This is a genomic window from Bradyrhizobium sp. HKCCYLRH1034, from assembly GCF_051168375.1.
Taxonomy (GTDB): Bacteria; Pseudomonadota; Alphaproteobacteria; order Rhizobiales; family Xanthobacteraceae; genus Bradyrhizobium.
On sequence record NZ_JBNPUW010000002.1, the window covers coordinates 147,183 to 164,999 of the forward strand.

Here is a 17,817-nt window from a genome sequence, read left to right on the forward strand (position 1 = left end):
GTGGCGTCAATCGCTGCAGCTGAAATGAGGTTATCGTGAAGGGATTGATGCAGAATCAGCCTTTGCTACTGTCCTCGCTCTTGAAGCATGCGGAGCGCTTCCATTCGCGGACGGAGATCGTTTCGCGCACCGGGGAGGGCTCGATTCATCGCTATACGTATGGGGATGCGGCGCGTCGCACCAGAAAGCTTGCCGATGCTTTGACCCGCCATGGCATCTTGCAGGGCGATCGTGTCGCAACTCTTGCCTGGAACACGTTCAGGCATTTCGAGATCGAGCATGGCGTCACGGGAATCGGTGCAGTATGGCATGCGATCAACCCGAGGCTTATCCCGGATCAGATCAGCTACATTGCTAATCACGCCGAAGACAAAATCCTGTTCTTCGACAGCTCGTTTCTTCCCCTCGTGGAGAAGCTGGCGGCCGGGCTTTCCTCCGTGAAGATGTTTGTCCTGATGGCGGATCGAGCCGGCATGCCAAGGACGACGCTGCCGAATTTGCTGTGCTACGAGGAATTCGTGGACTTGGGAAAGGAGGAGTTTGAATGGCCGGTATTCGACGAACTTTCGGCCTCCTCCCTGTTCTACACGTCGGGGACCACAGGCAATCCCAAGGGCGTTCTCTACTCGCATCGATCGGATATCCTGCATTGCCTCTGCATCTGCGGTGCGTACGCAATGGGCATTGCGCCGCGCGACACGCTTCTGCCGATGACCCCGATGTTTCACGCCAACGGGGCCTGGGGCTTGACCCATGCAGCTCCCATGGTCGGTGCCAAGATGGTCCTGCCAGGACCCAAAATGGACGGCGCCGCCATTGCGGAGTTGATCGACGGGGAAGGCGTGACCATGGCCGCCGGGGTCCCGACACTCTATTCAAACCTGCTCCAGTACTTAGAGTCCAGGGGTACCGGTGCTGGGACGCTCGAGCGCATCATAGTTGCCGGTTCGGCGCCCGCGCCTAGCCTGATCGAGGGTCTTGAGCGCCTGGGCGTCTCGGTCAACCATCTGTGGGGCATGACTGAGACGAGTCCTTGCGGTACGTCTTCGCAGCCGTCGCGACGCACGGCGAGCCTTTCCCCGCAGGATCGGCTTCGACGCAAGACCAGCCAGGGGCAGCCGATCTACGGCGTCGACATCAAGATCGCTGACGAGCGGGGCAGTGAGATGCCACGCGACGGAAAATCCAGCGGCCGATTGATGGTGCGTGGACCGTGGATCATCAGCGGTTACTACGGGGAGGACAAGCCCCTGCTGGAGGACGGCTGGTTCAATACCGGGGATCTCGCTGTGATGGATGATGATAATTACATCCAGCTGACCGATCGCGCCAAAGACGTTGTGAAGTCAGGCGGTGAATGGATTTCGTCCATCGACCTGGAAAACCTGGCGAAGGGATGCCCGGGAGTCACGGAGGCGGCCGTGATCGGCGTTCCTCATCCGAGATGGGAGGAGCGACCGCTGCTTATCGTCGTGCCGACATCCGGAGCGACCGTAACGGCGCAATCGATCAGGGCCTATCTGGACAACAAAATCGCCAAATGGTGGATGCCTGACGATATCGTCTTCGTTGACGCGCTCAGCTATGGCGCGACGGGCAAGATCCAGAAGATGGAGCTACGCCAACGCTTCTCAGGGCATTATTCCGCGCCAGCGCGAGGGGACAGTGCAAGAGTGCCACAGGGCACTTCAGCGCAGAGCAACGCATCGTGATGCGAACCTCATCGAGCCGTCGCCAGTCCCCGCCGAAAGGCAAACGCCCGGGATCACGCTGCTTGTCTGCGCGTCCTTGCCTTGCTCGGCTTCTGTTCGGGAGAGGCCTTCTCGAGCTTCCCGCGCGCGCCGGGGCCCGGATGGGTATGAACTTCCTTCGCCGACAGCGGTTCGCCGCATTCCGAGCACACCATTACGGGATCGAAGACCTTGCCGCATTTCTTATGCTCATGCAGCAGAGGTCGCCCGCGTTCGTCGACCATGTGCGTGTCGCCCCAATGGACGAGCGCCATCATGATCGGATAGAGATCGAGGCCCTTTTGCGTCAGGATGTACTCATGGCGCTTGGGTGAATCCTGATAAGGAATTCGCCGCAACACGCCGTTCCGCACCAGCTTCTTCAGCCGCTCGGCAAGCAGATGGCGCGTGATCCCGAGCGCAGACTGGAAGCCTTCAAATCGTCGGGTGCGCAGAAAGCATTCGCGTAAAATCAGAAGGGTCCAACGGTCGCCAATTACACCTATGGTTCGCGCCAGTGAACATGGCTCTTCCTCGAGGGCATCCCACTTCATTCGTACTTCTCCACTCTTCCAGCGACGGGTCGCTCGAATCGCCGACGCAACCGTCTTTTCAAGAACCATTCTAGATAGGGACTACGTTCCAAACAACCTCTAACCGATCTGGGCCAAAATAGCAGAAACTGCCAGTTTATTGACAGTTCGTTTTTAGAACTGTATGAGAGTTGGCGATAGGGTTCGTGCGGACCAAACATGACCACTTCAACAATGCCTATGCGGGAGAGGCCGGCGTGACAGCTCTGAAGGTTGAATTCCAGTTCGATTTCGGCAGTCCCAACGCCTATCTGGCGGAACGCGCAATACCTGGCGTCGAGCGACGGACAGGCGTGAAGTTTGATTATGTGCCGATACTTCTCGGCGGCATCTACAAGGCGACCGGCAACATGTCCCCGGCGGAGTCGCTGCACGGCATCAAGAACAAGCCCGAATACATGGCGCTCGAGACGCAGCGCTTCATCCGTCGCCACAACATCACGACATTTCGGCAAAATCCGTTTTTCCCGGTGAATACGCTGATGCTGATGCGCGGTGCGGTCGCCGCTCAGTTCGAGGGTATGTTCGAGCCGTATTTCCGGGCCGCTTACCATCACATGTGGGAGGATCCGAAGAAGATGGACGACGTCGAGGTGTTCCGCGCGGCTTTCAAATCCTCAGGGCTCGACATCGACAGGCTGATGGCACGAGCTCAACAGGACGACGTCAAGAAGAGGCTCATCGACCTGACCACGGATGCGGTCAACCGCGGAGCATTCGGTTCGCCGACGTTCTTCGTCGGCAAGGAGATGTTCTTCGGCAAGGACCAGCTCCGGGACGTCGAGGAATCGATCGTCGAGCAGATGCGACAGCCTGCCGCCAGCATTGCGTGACTCGAAACGCAGCACGAGATAATGCGCCTGGCCGAAGGAGTTGGCGTAAAGGCCGGAAGAACCAGCCAGGAGAGGGGAAACGTCATGCCAGGGCCGCTTAGCGGAGTTCGTGTGCTCGATCTGACCGGTGTGGTATCAGGTCCGTTCGCGACGATGTTTTTGGCCGATCAGGGCGCCGACGTGATCAAGATCGAGCCCATTGGTGGCGACATCACCCGCCGCAGCCGCGCCACCATCGACAAGCGCGGTGAGTTCTCGGCGTTGTTCATCTCATCAAACCGTGGCAAGCGTTCGCTTGCGCTCGACGTCAAGAGCGAGGCCGGTCGCGAGGTGCTTGCCAAACTTGTCGCGCAATCCGACGTGCTGGTGCAGAATTTTCGGCCCGGCACGATGGAACGCCTCGGGCTCGGGGCCGCCGAGTTGCGCGGCCGCTATCCGCGGCTGATTTACGTTTCCATCAGCGGCGTCGGCGAAACCGGCCCTTATGTCAAGAAGCGCGTCTACGATCCGATCATTCAGGGTCTCTCGGGGTTCGCCGACATCCAGTCGCAGCCCGTGACCAACCGGCCACAGATGATCAGAACCATCGTTTGCGACAAGACCACGGCCGTCATGACGGCACAAGCGGTTGCAGCAGCGCTCTATGCGCGAGAGAAGAGCGGACAAGGGGATCACATCCAGGTCGCGATGCTGGATGCAATGATCTCCTACCTCTGGCCAGAAGGTATGATGCAATACACTGTGGTGGGCGCCGAGGCTGCTGCGGCCGATCCCAATGATCGCCCCGACCTCGTGTTCAAGACCAGCGACGGCTACATCACTTGCGGTACCATCTCGGACTCGGAATGGCAGGGCTTTTGTCGGGCGACAGGTGATCCGGAGCTTGGCACCGACCCACGTTTTGCGACGCCGGCGGCGCGTTCCGTCAATGCGACTGCTCGCATCAACAAGATGGCTGAATACATCGCGCAGCACAACACCGCCGAATGGCTGGAACGGCTCGATGCAGCGGACGTCCCCTGCGCGCCGATCCTGCGCCGTGGGGAGATCATTCACAACGAGCAGGTGATTGCGCGCGATCTCATTGCCGAGTTGGACCAGCCCAGTGTTGGTCGCATTCGACAGCCCAAGCCGGCCGCTCGCTTCGAAGTCAATCCGGCTGCGATCGGTGGCCCTGCCCCCCGAATCGGCGAGCATTCGCGCGAGATCCTGGGTGCGCTCGGCTATGACAATGCCGCGATCGAGAAGATGGCGACCGAAAAATCGGTCCGGATCTTGGGTTAAGCCGGCGGAGCTTTTGGCAGCACCGGCGTAATTGGAACGAGCGGAATGTTAGCTTCCTGGCCGAGCCGATAGGCAGGCCGGGCGTGGATGCGCTCCAGATAGGGCAGGGCGTTATCGCAGACGCCCACCTCATAGGTGATCGCCCATTCGAGACACGTGGTCAGCAGGATATCGGCGCTGGTGAACTGATCGCCCATCAGGTATCGGCGTCCATCGGCAAGCGCGACCTCCACATGGCGCAATTGCTCGCGGAAATACTCGCCTGCCCTGGCGACGACTTCGGGAGCAATGCCGTAGATGGTGCCAAGCCCATCTGCCCGATGGCGCCGCATTACATAGAGGCTAGTGGAATCAAGCTCTGCAACGATGAAGAAGCACCATTCCAGCCAGGCAGCATAGTCGCGCTGCTTTTCTGGGATCAGCGCCCGGTCCCGCGTGGAGTAAGTGCGTGACAGGTACGCGACGATAGCGGCACTCTCGCCGATGCAGAAATCGCCGTCCTGTAGCAGCGGGACCTTCTGCCGCGGATTGAGCGCGGTATATTCCGCCGTCTTGGTTTCCCCAGTACGCGGCCCGATCGGCTTGCTCGTGTAGGCGAGACCGAGCTCGTACATCGCCCAGTGCGCCCGTACGGTCCGGCTGGTGCCTGCTCCCCACAGCGTCAGATTCGGCATGGTGTCCATCTCACCATTTCTCCGCGGAAGGACGGAGGTCGAGTTCATGGGTCCAGCCATCTCGGGTCTGCTCGTGCGCGAACCAATAGGCTTCCGCGATCGATGATGTTTTCGTCAGGCTGTCCGGTGGAATCTCGCTCGCCTCCATGCCTTTAGCCGCCTTCATGCGGGCATGGATCGCCGGGCTGTCGACGCCGGCATCGATAATGAGGTGCACCACGTGGATATTTTTTGGGCCCAATTCCCGGGCCATTGACTGCGCGACAGCGCGTAGACCGAATTTCGCGCTGGCGAAGGCCGCATAGCCCGCTCCGCCGCGGAGGCTGGCGGTCGCGCCGGTGAACAGGATGCTGCCCCGACCGCGCGATACCATGTAGCGTGCGGCCTCGCGGCCGACCAGAAATCCGGCGTAACAGGCGAGTTCCCACGCTTTAGAGAACAGCTTCTCGGTTGTCTCCAGTAAAGGCTTGTTGACGTTCGATCCGGCGTTGAAAAGGCAGACCTCGATTGGCCCGATCTCCTTCTCGATGCGCGCGAATATTTCCTGAACCCCGGATTCCTGGCGAGCATCGACACTAAAGGCGTGAATCCTGTGACCCGCCGCTCTCAGCTCCGCCACAAGCGCCTGCGATTTTGCTGCCTCTCGCCTGCAGATACAAACGGTATATCCGCCCTTCGCAAAGCGGCGGGCGACGGCCGCCCCGATCGCGTCGCCAGCGCCGACAAGTATCGCCACTCCGCGGGCTCTCGCCATCTCAATTCCTCCCCCATAAGTTCGTATTTGAAACTGTGTAAATAGACTGTGTCGACGATGCTGTAAACGGCGTCTGCGAGTGAAAGAACTAGTTTCGATGCACAGGCCAGGTAAATCAATCTGAAAATGTCGATTGACTAGTTCTAAAAAAGAACGTTCAATCCTCGTTAGATGCGGTGACTGAGCGGGCTGCCGGCGCTAAGCCAAAGACGCCAGATCTAGCCTGATCGGAGGAAGAGCCATGCAAAAGCGGAGCGCGACCGTCGCTGTGATCGGCGCCGGTGACTATATCGGTGCGGAGATCGCGAAGAAATTTGCTTCGGAAGGCTTCACGGTCTTCGCAGGTCGCCGCAACGGCGACAAGCTGGAGCCCTTGGTCAAGGAAATCGAGAAGGCAGGGGGCGAGATTCATGCGCGTTCGCTCGACGCGCGCAAGGAAGATGAGATCGTTTCATTCCTCGGCGATGCCGACAAGCACGCTCCGCTCGAGGTCTGCATCTTCAACATCGGCGCCAATGTCAATTTTCCCATTCTCGACACCACTGAACGGGTGTTCCGCAAAGTTTGGGAAATGGCGTGCTATTCCGGTTTTCTCGCGGGGCGCGAAGCCGCGCGGCTGATGCTGCCCCGCGGCAAGGGCAACATCTTCTTCACAGGCGCGACCGCCAGTCTCCGCGGCGGAACGGGCTATGCGGCGTTCGCCAGCGCAAAGTTTGGCCTTCGCGCGGTTGCGCAGGCGATCGCGCGCGAATTGGGCCCCAAGAACATCCACGTCGCGCACCTCGTCATCGATTCCGGCGTCGATACCGAATGGGTTCGCCAGAGACGGATCGAGGCGCTTGGGCCGAATGCACTGGACAATCCCGACCTGCTGATGCCCCCAGCTTCCGTCGCAGAATCGTATTGGCAGCTCTATCAACAGCCCCGCAGCGCGTGGACGTTCGAGATGGAAATTCGACCGTTCGGCGAAAAGTGGTAACGAGGCCTTTCGATGGAGCTTAAGCTTTCGAAAGAGGATGCTGCTTTCCGCGATGAAGTGCGTGCATTCATCGTGGAGCACTATCCGCAGGAAATGCGGGTGCCGAACCCGGAGACCGACCTGACCAAGGAGCAGACGCTCCTTTGGCATCGCATCCTCTACAAGAAGGGCTGGATCGCGCCGCTGTGGCCGAAGGAATATGGTGGGCCCGGCTGGTCGATCACGCAGCGCTTCATCTTCGAGCAGGAAACCAGCCGAGCCGGGACGCTGCCGCCTTTGGCATTCAGCGTCACCATGGTCGGGCCCGTCATCTACACTTTCGGTAGCAAGGCGCAGAAGGAGAAATTCCTGCCGCGCATTCTCTCCGGCGAGGACTGGTGGTGTCAGGGTTATTCGGAGCCCGGCTCAGGATCGGACCTTGCGTCGGTCAGAACCAAGGCCGTACGTGATGGCGACCATTACGTCGTCAACGGCCACAAGACCTGGACGACGCTGGCGCAGCACGCCGACTGGATCTTTTGCCTGGTGCGGACCGACCCGGCGGCTAAACCGCAGGCCGGCATATCCTTTCTCCTGATCGATATGAAATCGCCCGGCGTGACCGTGCGCCCGATCATCACCATCGACGGCAGCCACGAGGTCAATGACGTCTTCCTGGAAAATGTCCGCGTTCCGATCGAAAACCTGATCGGTGAGGAGAATAAGGGCTGGACCTACGCAAAATTCCTGCTCGGAAACGAGCGCACCAGTATGGCCGGCATCGGCCGTTCGACGCGCTACCTGGATCGGCTGAAGCAAATCGTGAAGACCGAGATTCCCGAAGAAGATCCGACGTATCTCGAATTCGTGCGGGATATCGCACGGATCGAGCTGGACGTGTTGGCCTTGGAAGCAACCGAGCTTCGCGTGGTGGCACAAATGGCCCGCGGGATCGATCCAGGCGCCGCCGCGTCGTTGTTCAAGATTCGGGGTACCGAGATCTTCCAGAACATCACCGAGCTGACGCACCGGGCAATCGGTAATTACGGTCTGGCGATCCGGGAGCATCCCGTCAGTGCCAACCACTTCATGCCGGGCCCGGCCTACGGTCATACTGCGTCCGAGAAGTACCTGAATTCACGCAAGCTCTCGATCTACGGCGGATCGAACGAGATCCAGCGCAACATCATCGCCAAGGCCGTGCTCGGACTTTAGGCCGAGCGGAGTACGGGGGATCGGATGGATATTCAGTTCACGGAAGAGCAGGAACTATTGCGGTCCAGCGTGCAGCGGCTTCTGCGGGATCGATACGACTTCGAAGCGCGTCGCAAGATCGTAGCCAGCGAAGAAGGCTTCAGTCGCAAGCACTGGGCCTCGTTCGCCGAACTCGGCCTGCTTGCCGCACCTTTTTCGGAGGATGCGGGCGGCCTCGGCGGTGGCCCCCTGGCGACCATGATCGTGATGCAGGAATTCGGCCGTCACCTCGTGGTCGAGCCATTTTTGGAGACGGTCGTTCTGGCCGGCGGCCTGATCGAGAGTGAAGCCTCGCCTGCACAGAGGGATCAGTTCATTCCCAACATCATCTCCGGGAAATCAATCTGGGCGCTGGCCTGGGCCGAAAAGGGCTCGCGCTACGATTTCGCTGACGTCACCACAACGGCGCGCCGCGAAGGTAGTGACTATGTCCTGAACGGCGAAAAGGCGGTCGCGATCGCGGCCCCCTGGGCGGATTACCTGATCGTCTCAGCACGCACCTCGGGCCACCGTCTCGATTCGGAAGGCGTCAGTCTGTTCATCGTTGATCGTCGCGCCGCCAATCTTCACCTGCAAGGCTTCAAGACGATCGACGGCCGCCGAGCGGCCGAGGTCAGCCTCAAGGACGTGCGCGTCGGCAACGATAGCTTGCTAGGCGAAGAAGGAGGGGGCGCTGGCGCGCTAGAGGCGATTTCCGAACGCGTCATTGGCGCGCTGTGTGCCGAGGCCGTCGGCGCGATGGCCGAATTGAACTCGGCGACGCTGGAATACACCAAGACGCGAAAGCAGTTCGGCGTGGCGCTCGGCACCTTCCAGGTTTTGCAGCATCGGATGGTAGACATGTTCATCGCGCATCAGGAAGCGGTGTCCCTGATGCAGCATCTCAACTTAGGTCTGGCGGCAAACGAATCGGGCCTATCGAGACTGGCGTCGGGAGCCAAGGCAAAGGTCGGCTACGCCGCTAGATTCGTGGCCGATCAGGCCGTGCAACTGCATGGCGGCATGGGCATGAGCGACGAGCTCAATGTCGGCCACTACTTCAAGCGGATTTCTTCCATCAACATCCAGTACGGCGATCCCGCATTCCATGTTCTGCGCTATGCGCAGACCGATGCGGCCGCTTAAATCAGAGGCAAAATATGACAGAAGCAGTCATCGTATCGACCGCGCGCACCGGGGTCGGGAAGGCCTACCGCGGGGCGTTGAACAACACCGACGGACCGACCATGGCGGGCCATGTGATCGCGGAAGCCGTCAGGCGCGCCAAGATCGAGCCCGGCGAAGTCGAGGACATCGTGATGGGTTGCGCGATGCAGCAGGGTACCATGGTTATGAACGTCGCTCGCAAAGGCGCGATCCGTGCCGGATTGCCGGTGACGGTTGCCGGCACGACCATTGATCGGCAATGCGCATCCGGCTTGCAGGCCATCGCGGTCGCCGCGCGCTCGATCATGCTTGACGGCGTCGATGTCGCCATCGGAGGCGGCATCGAATCCATCAGCCTCGTCCAGAACGAGTATATGAACAAGTTTCACGCTGTCGACGCCGATTTGATGGCGATGAAGCCGGAAATGTACATGTCGATGCTGGAGACCGCCGAAGTGGTCGCCGAGCGCTACAAGATCGGGCGCGACCGCCAGGATGAATATTCGCTCGAATGCCAGCGTCGCGTCGGAGCCGCGCTGCAGGGTGGGCGCTTCAGTGACGAGATCGTTCCGATCACGACGAAAATGGCTGTCGTCGACAAGGACACCAAGGAGATCTCCTACCACGAGGTTACCCTGGCACAAGACGAAGGTCCGCGCCCGGAGACCACGGCCGAGGGCTTGGCCAAGATCAAGCCGGTGTTCGAAGGCAAGACCATCAGCGCCGGCAATGCCAGCCAGCTCTCCGATGGCGCGTCGGCTTGCGTAATCATGAGCGACAAGATTGCTGCAAAGAAGGGAATCCAACCGCTTGGCATTTTCCGCGGCTTCGTCGCCGCGGGTGTCGAGCCCGACGAGATGGGTGTCGGGCCGGTGGCCGCGATCCCTCGCTTGCTGAAACGGCACGGCTTGCGAATCGACGATATCGATCTGTGGGAGCTGAACGAGGCCTATGCGGTTCAGGTGATCTACTGCCGCGACAAGCTGGGCATTGATCCGGACAAATTGAACGTCAATGGTGGGGCGATCGCCATCGGCCACCCCTATGGCATGACGGGCTCGCGACTGGCCGGCCATATCCTGATCGAGGGCCGGCGCCGCAAAGCGAAATTCGGCGTGGTGACGATGTGCATCGGCGGCGGTATGGGCGCGGCCGGACTTTTCGAGATCGTGCACTGATCGGAAACTGGAGGCTTACGTGAAGACAGCTATCACTGAACTATTTGGCATCCAGCATCCGATTATTCAGGGCGGCATGCATTATGTCGGCTTTGCCGAACTGGCTGCAGCGGTGTCCAACGCCGGCGGCCTTGGCATCATCACCGGCTTGACGCAGAAGACGCCGGAGCTGTTGGCCAAGGAGATCGCGCGCTGCCGCGATATGACGGACAAGCCGTTCGGCGTAAACCTCACCTTCCTGCCGACCTTTTCGGCGCCACCCTATCCCGAATACATTCAAGCCATCGCCGAAGGCGGCGTCAGGGCCGTCGAGACCGCGGGCCGCAGTCCCGAGCAATACATGCCAGCGCTCAAGGCGGCTGGCATCAAGGTGATCCACAAGTGCACGTCCGTCCGGCATTCGCTCAAAGCCCAGGAAATCGGGTGCGACGCCGTCAGCGTCGACGGTTTCGAATGCGGCGGTCATCCCGGCGAAGACGACATGCCCAACATGATCCTGTTGCCGCGCGCCGCCGATGAGTTGTCGATCCCATTCGTGGCCTCGGGCGGCATGGCGGATGCCCGCAGCCTGGTCGCGGCGCTGGCGATGGGCGCGGCAGGCATCAATATGGGCACGCGTTTCATCGCTACCAAGGAAGCGCCGGTGCACGACAACGTCAAGAACGCGCTGTTGGAAGCTACCGAACTCGACACCCGCCTTGTAATGCGCAACTTGCGCAACACCGAGCGTGTGTTGAAGAACAAGGGCGTCGATCGCCTGCTGGAGATCGAGCGTGAAAAGGGCAAGAGCCTGAAGATCGAGGACATCCTCGACCAGGTCGCGGGCGTCTACCCCAGGGTCATGATCGATGGCGACATGGATGCCGGGGCCTGGAGCTGCGGCATGGTCGTCGGCCTCATCCATGACATTCCAACGGTGAAGGAACTGATCGATCGCATCATGACCGATGCGGATGCGATCATCCGTCAGCGACTAACCGGCTTCCTCGACGCCGACGAAAATTCCGTCCGAAAGGGGGCTTGAGGCGACAGACGTCCGCTAACGAGGTGGCGGATTGCTGATGGTCCTGGGCCGGGAGGCTGCGTATCATGACCGATGGATCAATTTCGATCGACACTGGAACGAACGAACTACTCTGTTCGGTCCGAGATCGCGTTGCCATTATCACGCTGAACCGGCCCGAAGCGCGGAATTCACTATCGGACCACTTGACGCCGGCGCTGCGCCGGATGATCAGGCAAACTGGCAGCGATCCTGATGTCGGCGCTCTGCTGATCACCGGCGCCGGCACCGCGTTTTGCTCCGGCGGTGATGTCAAGGGTATGGGCACAAAGTCGTCCACGAGGCCCATGGCCTATGGAGACAAGGTCGTACGCCTGCTGGAAGGGCAGCGGACGCTGACCGGGGCGCTTGTTTCTGTCCGCAAGCCAACGATCGCGGCGCTTCCGGGGCCGGCCGCCGGCGCCGGCCTTGCCATCGCGCTTGCTTGCGATATCCGGATTGCCTCCGAATCTGCCTTAATGACTACTGGTTATGCCAAGATTGCATTGACCGGAGACTACGGAATTTCCTGGCTGCTGACCCGGTTGGCCGGAACGGCGCGCGCGCGAGAGCTGATGTATTTGTCAGAACGGATCGATGCCCGCCGCTGCGAGGCGTTGGGCCTTGTCAACCGCGTAGTACCCGATGCAGATCTGCTAAGCGAAGCGTTTGTCATCGCAAGAACACTCGCGAATGGTCCGGCCCATGCGTATGCAGCGATCAAAGACAATCTCGATCTGGCGCTGTCGACAGATTTTGTGACATCGCTGGACCATGAAGCCAAAAACATGGTCATGGCGGCGGAGACTGCACAGCATGCTGAAGCCGTAAAGGCGTTCATCGAGAAGCGCGCGCCTGATTTTCGAGGCATTCCATGAAGACAGCAATTGTCATCGGAGTGGGCCCAGAGCGGGGACTGGGGGCCCAGTTGTGCAAGAGATTCGCCGCTGAAGGTTTGAGGGTGATAGTCGCCGGCCGTACGAAACTCGCGCTCGAGACGATCGCAAATGACATTACCTCATCGGGCGGACAGGCTCTCCCGATAGTGGCGGATGCGACGAACGAAGCCGATGTAGTAGCAATGTTCGACAGAGCCGGCGATGAACTCGATCTGGCGATCTATAATGCGGGCAACAACACACCCGGACGTATTCTGGAGATGGAAGCGGGGTACTTCGAGCAAAGCTGGCGTGTCGTCTGCTTCGGTGGGTTCCTGTTTGGCCGCGAGGCCGTTCGCCGCATGCTGCCGAACAAGGCCGGCACGCTTTTGTTTACCGGCGCCAGTGCTTCGCTGCGCGGAAAAGCGGGGTATGGCGCGTTCAATTCGGCGAAAGCTGGCCTGCGGATTCTCGCGCAGGCCATGGCAAAGGAATATGCCAGCGAAGGGATCCATGTAGGGCACGTCGTTGTCGACGGAGCCATCGCCGGTGACAAGATCTTCAAGCGCATACCCGACGCAGCCCAGCGGGAGAACAGCCTGGTCAGTATCGAGGGCATAGTCGACGCATTTGCGTTCCTCTACCGGCAATCACCGCGAGCATGGTCGTTTGAAGTTGATGTCCGTACCTCCCAGGAAAGGTGGTGATCGCCGTCAAGCCGGTGCCTCATTCATGGGAGGCGGGCCCGTGGGCACCTGAAATTTCTCAGCGTCATGACGTGCAATTGCAAGCCGTGGCCTATGCTCCGCTTCACGGTGCAGGAAGGTGATGGACTACGAACTGGCGTTCGGATTCGTCACTAAGCGTAAAGGCGCGAACATGGCTGCGAAGGCGCGCGATCACATATTTGGCTACACGATTTTCAATGATTTTTCCACGCGAGATGTCCAGCTCATAGAGATGGCAGGCCGGCTCGGGCCGGCCAAGGGTAAAAGCTTTGATGGGGGCAATGTGCTGGGACCCTGGATCGTCACGCCTGACGAAATTGACGACTCCTACAAACTCAGGATGGAAGCTCGCGTGAACTGAGAACTTCGTTCTCAAGGTACCAGCGAAGGCGTGCTTTTCTCGTTCGAGGAAATCATTGCACACGTCACCCTGGATGAGACGTTGATGCCCGGCGAGTTCATCGAGTCCGGCACGGTTGGCAATGGCTGCGGCCTCGAACTCGGCTGGTACCTCGAGCATGGAGAGAGCATTGAGCTCGAAGTCGAGAAGATCGGCATCCTGAAGAACCGCGTGGAACGCCGGACTGGTTGATATCGATGACGACTGGCAAAACGCAAGTCATCATGTATTGTGCCTGCAAGGGCCGGAGTGTGCATCTGCAGGTGCGGGGCCGGAAAACAGGAGGCAACTTTGTCCGAGGAAGCGATGGTTGCGCGCGAGGAGCGTGGCAATATCTCCGTTTTGACGATGGTTTACCGGCCGTACAATCTGCTCGGCCCGAAGCTCATCAACGCTATCGTGGAGCAGGTGGAAGCATCGCGAAAGGCGGGTAGCCGTGCCATCGTGATCAGAAGCGGATTGCGCCACTTTTCTGCCGGCGCCGACCTGGACATCTTTGACAAGCGCGTAGCGGCGGGCACATCTGATCAGAGCGGTGAAAATCGGCTGCTGAGCGGCGTCGAGTTCCTCCGCTTCATGGAATTATTGCCGATTCCGTTGATCGCCAGCGTTCATGGCGTTTGCCTCGGCGGCGGGCTCGAGCTCGCGCTGTCATGCGACTATGTCATCGCGGCTTCGTCAGCAAAGATCGGCTCGGTCGAGGCGACGCTTGGGTTGCATCCGCTACTTGGCGGAATCCAGCGGCAAGTTCAGCGGATCGGGGCACAGCGAGCCAAAGAGATGTCGATGCTGGCACGGCGCTACGATGCGCCGACATTGGAGAAGTGGGGCCTGATTAATCTTACCGTGCCCGAGGAATCCTTGGAAAAGGCGACGATGTCTATCGCGGAGGAGTTCGCGCAGGGGCCGACGGTAGCGCACGCGGCGACCAAGGAGCTTGTGCATATTGCGGTCAACGACGGTGTGGTGGCGGCAGACGAAGCGATGGCAAGAGTGCAGGCGCCGATCTGGGCATCGGAAGATCTGAAAACCGGTCTTGCGTCATTCCGCAAGAACGGCCCGGGTCTCGCCAAGTTCGCGGGGCGCTGACATGGGCGGTCCTCTCAACGGAATCCGTGTCGTCGACTTCTCCCGTGTGTTGGCAGGCCCCTTATGCGCGCGAACCTTGCAGGATCTCGGTGCCGAGGTCATCAAGGTGGAGCCGCCAAGCCCGGACGTCTCACGCTTCGCGTTTCCCTCAACCGACGGGATGTCGGGCTATTACGCGCAGCAGAACGCCGGTAAACGCAACGTCAGCATCAATCTCAATGTTCCCGGTGCTTATGAACTCGCACTGAAGCTCTGCGATACCGCCGATGTCGTCGTGGAAAACTTCCGCGCGGGCACGCTTGGCTTCTTCGGCCTTGATTATGAAACCCTGTCCAAGCGCAATCCGCGATTGGTATATGCCTCGATCACCGGCTATGGCCAGGGCGGACCCTGGCGCAGCCGGATGGCCTATGCGCCGACCGTGCAGGCCGAGGCCGGCTTCACCGAAAACAGCATTCGTCACTATGGAGAGGCGTTGACTGAACCGCGCACGGACAGCCTCTCGCACGCGGACGTCTACGCCGGCCTGCAGGCCACCATCGCGATTCTTGGCGCGCTGAATAGCCGCCAAAGGACAGGTCAGGGCCAATATATCGATGTCGCGATGGCTGCGACACTGCTCGCGGTCAACGAACGTGCACATGTCGATCTTTCCGACGATGATATTGGAGCCGAGCCCGCCGTGCTCGGCGCGACGGACTGCTCATTCTTTACCGGACCTAATGGAGAGCATTTCACGGTTGCGACGAGCATTATCGGCAGCCGGACCTTCCCATCCTGGCTGCGCGCGATGCGTCGCGTGGATTTGATGGACGACCCGCGCTTTGCGAGCGCGGCCGCGCGTCGCTTGAATTTCGGTGTGCTGCACCAGATCATCCAGTCGTGGATCTTGACCTTCCCCGACATGGCGACGCTCGATGCCCAATTCGACGAAGCCAAGATCGCGATGGGCGAGATCCGCTCGATCAAGGAACTAAGCGCGTCGGAATGGAGCGATTATTGGGGCGCAGTGCAGCACGTGCCGGACCGCAGCGGCGGCGAATATCGACTGCCGGGTCGGCCGTGGCGGTTCTCGGCGGAGGAGTTGAAGCCGATCGGAGCACCTGCGTTCCAGGGAGAGCACAATTTCGAGGTGTTCAGCGAACTGGGCGTGAGCCAGGAGGAACTGAGACGCTTGAGCGAAGCGGGTGTGCTGGTCACGCATCCCCGCGCTCTGGAGCCCGAGATTGGCGTCAAGCCGCCGGCCGAGTCGGGCCGTGCGGCCTGAGATACGAGAGAACCATTCGGCTGCGAAGGTTTGCAACCCCCTAGCCGGCACTGGACATACTGGGATTCCGCTCAATATGGTATGAGCTGAATTCGAAGCTCAGGAAAACGATGTCCGGTGCGAAGCAGAGCCGTCTTGCCAATAAGGAATGCTCCATGGCCCGTGCCATGGAGGTGGTCGGCGACCGCTGGTCCATCCTGATTCTCCGTGAAGCCTATTATGGCGTGAAGCGGTTCGATGAGTTCGAACACTACATTGGCATTGCTCCCAATATCTTGAGCAATCGCTTGAGGAAGTTCGTCGATGCTGGTGTGATGACGCGCGTGCCGCTGCCCGAACATTCCGGACGATACGAGTACGTGCTGACCGAGAAGGGGCGCGCTTTCTTTCCGGCCTACCTGGCTCTCAAGAAGTGGGGCGATGATTGGCTCGCAGAGCCTGAGGGACCGCAGGTCGTCTTCCGCGATCGTGTCGCTGGGCGCCCGATTGAATTTCCCGTACTGCGGACGTCCAGCGGCAAGCCTCTGCGGCTCGAGGACGTCGAAGTGGTGCCGGGCTCGGGCGCCGTTCCCTTCAATCGCAAGCGATTTGGTGGCACGGCTTCTGCGGAAGCCTCGGCTGGTGTGAGGGCAAGCGCCCAAAGACGAAAGCGGAAGTAGCGGCTTGCCAAGATGTGGCTAAGGCGGCCGGCGGAACGCAGCAGCCGTGGCCCGCTCCGCTTTTACCGGAGCTGAGCCCCGCTACTGCCAGCGCCGAAAGATGATGCTCGCGTTGACGCCTCCAAAGCCGAAACCGTTGGAGATCGCATGCTCCATCGTCATGGGTCGGGCATGACCGGCGACAAGGTCGACACCTGCCGCGGCGGCATCGCAAGTTTCGAGATTGAGAGTAGGTGGCGCGACCTGATCGCGCAGCGCCAGAATCGTGAAGATTGCTTCCGCTCCGCCGGCCGCTCCGAGCAGATGGCCAGTTGCGGATTTGGTGGCACTCACGGCAATCTGCCCCTCGCGGCCGAAGACCGCCTTGATCGCCTCCAGTTCGGAAACATCGCCAACTGGCGTTGACGTGGAATGCGCGTTGAGGTGCTGGACGTCACCGGGTTTGAGGCCGGCCTGCCGCAATGCGCCTTCCATGGCGCGGCGCGCACCGTCGCCGTCCTCGGGCCCTGACGTGATGTGGTACGCATCTGCCGTCGTTCCGTAGCCGACGATTTCCGCAATCGGCTTTGCGCCGCGGCGGATCGCATGCTCCAGCTCTTCTATGACCAGGACGCCCGCGCCTTCGCCCATGACAAAGCCATCGCGATCACGGTCGAAGGGACGGGAAGCGCGGGCGGGCGTTTCATTGAAGCCGGTCGAAAGCGCACGCGCAGCGGCGAACCCGCCCAGGCTCACGAGATCGATGCAGGCTTCCGAACCGCCGCAAACCGCGGCGTCGGCTTCTCCAGATCGGATCAGGCGTGCGGCATCGCCGATTGCCTGCACGCTCGCGGCGCAGGCGGTGACCGGCGCGCCGATGGGACCCTTGAAGCCGTAGCGGATCGAGATGTGGCCAGCCGCGAGATTTGCGAGAAAGGACGGCACGGTGAAAGGCGAGAGACGCCGGACCCCGCGCTGGTCTGTGGTGCGGACCGCTTCCACGATCGCCGGAAAGCCTCCGATGCCGGAAGCGATCACTGTTGCCGTGCGCTCGAGCGAATGCGCATCGGACGGAGTCCATTCCGCCTGGGCAATGGCCTCGGCCGCGGCGGCAAGCGCGAACAGGATGAAGCGATCCATCCTTCGCTGATCCTTAGGCGCGACGGTCAGATCCGGATCGAATCCACCCTCTTGATCTTTGGCCCTTGTCGGCACCATTCCTGCGACCCGCGCCGGCAGGGCCGCCGCCCACTCGGGAAGGGCGGCAAGCCCCGAACGGGCCGCGAGCAGCCGTGACCACGCCAGCTCGCTGCCGCAACCCACCGGCGATACCAATCCCAATCCCGTAACGACGACTCGGCGCATCACGGA

General features: G+C 60.6%; 17 protein-coding genes and 1 pseudogene. 14 read left to right on the top strand and 4 right to left on the bottom strand.

Features of this window, described 5'->3' with window-relative positions:
- Positions 1–35: 35 nt before the first annotated feature.
- Positions 36–1,712 (top strand): long-chain fatty acid--CoA ligase, encoded by a 1,677-nt coding sequence (locus tag ACQR0W_RS04515; RefSeq protein WP_434840580.1) that lies wholly within the window; start codon positions 36–38, stop codon positions 1,710–1,712.
- A gap of 53 nt (positions 1,713–1,765) precedes the next feature.
- Here ACQR0W_RS04515 and ACQR0W_RS04520 read toward each other — a convergent pair whose 3' ends face one another.
- Positions 1,766–2,284 carry a winged helix-turn-helix transcriptional regulator gene (locus tag ACQR0W_RS04520; protein WP_315714197.1) on the bottom strand — a complete coding sequence of 173 codons (519 nt, stop codon included), beginning with the start codon at positions 2,282–2,284 and terminating at the stop codon, positions 1,766–1,768.
- Positions 2,285–2,529: 245 nt separating this feature from the next.
- Here ACQR0W_RS04520 and ACQR0W_RS04525 point away from each other — a divergent pair, with 245 nt between their 5' ends.
- Together ACQR0W_RS04525 and ACQR0W_RS04530 are read left to right on the top strand one after the other, a co-directional pair.
- Positions 2,530–3,156, top strand: a complete 627-nt coding sequence (locus ACQR0W_RS04525; protein WP_315714388.1) for a 2-hydroxychromene-2-carboxylate isomerase — start codon at positions 2,530–2,532, stop codon at positions 3,154–3,156.
- 84 nt (positions 3,157–3,240) lie between these two features.
- Positions 3,241–4,440: a CaiB/BaiF CoA transferase family protein gene (locus ACQR0W_RS04530; protein ID WP_434840581.1), complete on the top strand. Its 1,200-nt coding sequence runs from the start codon at positions 3,241–3,243 to the stop codon at positions 4,438–4,440.
- Here ACQR0W_RS04530 and ACQR0W_RS04535 read toward each other — a convergent pair.
- Both ACQR0W_RS04535 and ACQR0W_RS04540 read right to left on the bottom strand, forming a co-directional pair.
- Complete coding sequence (locus ACQR0W_RS04535) at positions 4,437–5,114, bottom strand: glutathione S-transferase family protein (protein WP_316169625.1); 678 nt, start codon at positions 5,112–5,114, stop codon at positions 4,437–4,439. The genes ACQR0W_RS04530 and ACQR0W_RS04535 overlap by 4 nt on opposite strands.
- Before the next feature lie 10 nt (positions 5,115–5,124).
- Positions 5,125–5,868, bottom strand: coding sequence for an SDR family NAD(P)-dependent oxidoreductase (locus ACQR0W_RS04540; RefSeq protein ID WP_434840582.1), 744 nt, complete (start codon positions 5,866–5,868; stop codon positions 5,125–5,127).
- A gap of 241 nt (positions 5,869–6,109) precedes the next feature.
- Here ACQR0W_RS04540 and ACQR0W_RS04545 point away from each other — a divergent pair, with 241 nt between their 5' ends.
- The 11 genes and pseudogenes from ACQR0W_RS04545 (at position 6,110) to ACQR0W_RS04595 (ending at position 16,467) form a co-directional block, all read left to right on the top strand.
- A complete protein-coding gene (locus tag ACQR0W_RS04545) occupies positions 6,110–6,847 on the top strand; it encodes an SDR family oxidoreductase (RefSeq protein WP_315714199.1) in 738 nt (245 codons plus the stop codon).
- A gap of 12 nt (positions 6,848–6,859) precedes the next feature.
- Complete coding sequence (locus tag ACQR0W_RS04550) at positions 6,860–8,041, top strand: acyl-CoA dehydrogenase family protein (RefSeq protein ID WP_316235237.1); 1,182 nt, start codon at positions 6,860–6,862, stop codon at positions 8,039–8,041.
- Between the two features lie 24 nt (positions 8,042–8,065).
- The gene (locus ACQR0W_RS04555; protein ID WP_316235236.1) at positions 8,066–9,205 is read left to right on the top strand and encodes an acyl-CoA dehydrogenase family protein; all 1,140 of its coding nucleotides are present in this window, start codon (positions 8,066–8,068) and stop codon (positions 9,203–9,205) included.
- 14 nt (positions 9,206–9,219) lie between these two features.
- Positions 9,220–10,404 carry an acetyl-CoA C-acyltransferase gene (locus tag ACQR0W_RS04560; protein ID WP_316235235.1) on the top strand — a complete coding sequence of 395 codons (1,185 nt, stop codon included), beginning with the start codon at positions 9,220–9,222 and terminating at the stop codon, positions 10,402–10,404.
- Between the two features lie 19 nt (positions 10,405–10,423).
- Positions 10,424–11,428: an NAD(P)H-dependent flavin oxidoreductase gene (locus tag ACQR0W_RS04565; protein WP_316172582.1), complete on the top strand. Its 1,005-nt coding sequence runs from the start codon at positions 10,424–10,426 to the stop codon at positions 11,426–11,428.
- A 65-nt stretch (positions 11,429–11,493) separates the two neighbouring features.
- A complete protein-coding gene (locus tag ACQR0W_RS04570) occupies positions 11,494–12,324 on the top strand; it encodes an enoyl-CoA hydratase-related protein (protein ID WP_315827682.1) in 831 nt (276 codons plus the stop codon).
- Entirely contained in the window at positions 12,321–13,031 is a 711-nt protein-coding gene (locus tag ACQR0W_RS04575; RefSeq protein WP_316169282.1) for an SDR family NAD(P)-dependent oxidoreductase, read from the top strand. The genes ACQR0W_RS04570 and ACQR0W_RS04575 overlap by 4 nt, the downstream gene beginning before the upstream one ends.
- Positions 13,032–13,137: 106 nt before the next feature.
- Positions 13,138–13,644: pseudogene (locus tag ACQR0W_RS04580) on the top strand (fumarylacetoacetate hydrolase family protein); the annotation flags it as partial.
- Positions 13,645–13,743: 99 nt separating this feature from the next.
- Positions 13,744–14,541, top strand: a complete 798-nt coding sequence (locus ACQR0W_RS04585; protein WP_316169281.1) for an enoyl-CoA hydratase/isomerase family protein — start codon at positions 13,744–13,746, stop codon at positions 14,539–14,541.
- A 1-nt stretch (position 14,542) separates the two neighbouring features.
- A complete protein-coding gene (locus ACQR0W_RS04590; RefSeq protein WP_315750119.1) occupies positions 14,543–15,808 on the top strand; it encodes a CaiB/BaiF CoA transferase family protein in 1,266 nt (421 codons plus the stop codon).
- A gap of 110 nt (positions 15,809–15,918) precedes the next feature.
- Positions 15,919–16,467: a winged helix-turn-helix transcriptional regulator gene (locus ACQR0W_RS04595; protein ID WP_316169280.1), complete on the top strand. Its 549-nt coding sequence runs from the start codon at positions 15,919–15,921 to the stop codon at positions 16,465–16,467.
- An 81-nt stretch (positions 16,468–16,548) separates the two neighbouring features.
- Here ACQR0W_RS04595 and fabF read toward each other — a convergent pair whose 3' ends face one another.
- The gene (gene fabF / locus ACQR0W_RS04600) at positions 16,549–17,811 is read right to left on the bottom strand and encodes a beta-ketoacyl-ACP synthase II (RefSeq protein WP_316169279.1); all 1,263 of its coding nucleotides are present in this window, start codon (positions 17,809–17,811) and stop codon (positions 16,549–16,551) included.
- Positions 17,812–17,817 lie beyond the last annotated feature (6 nt).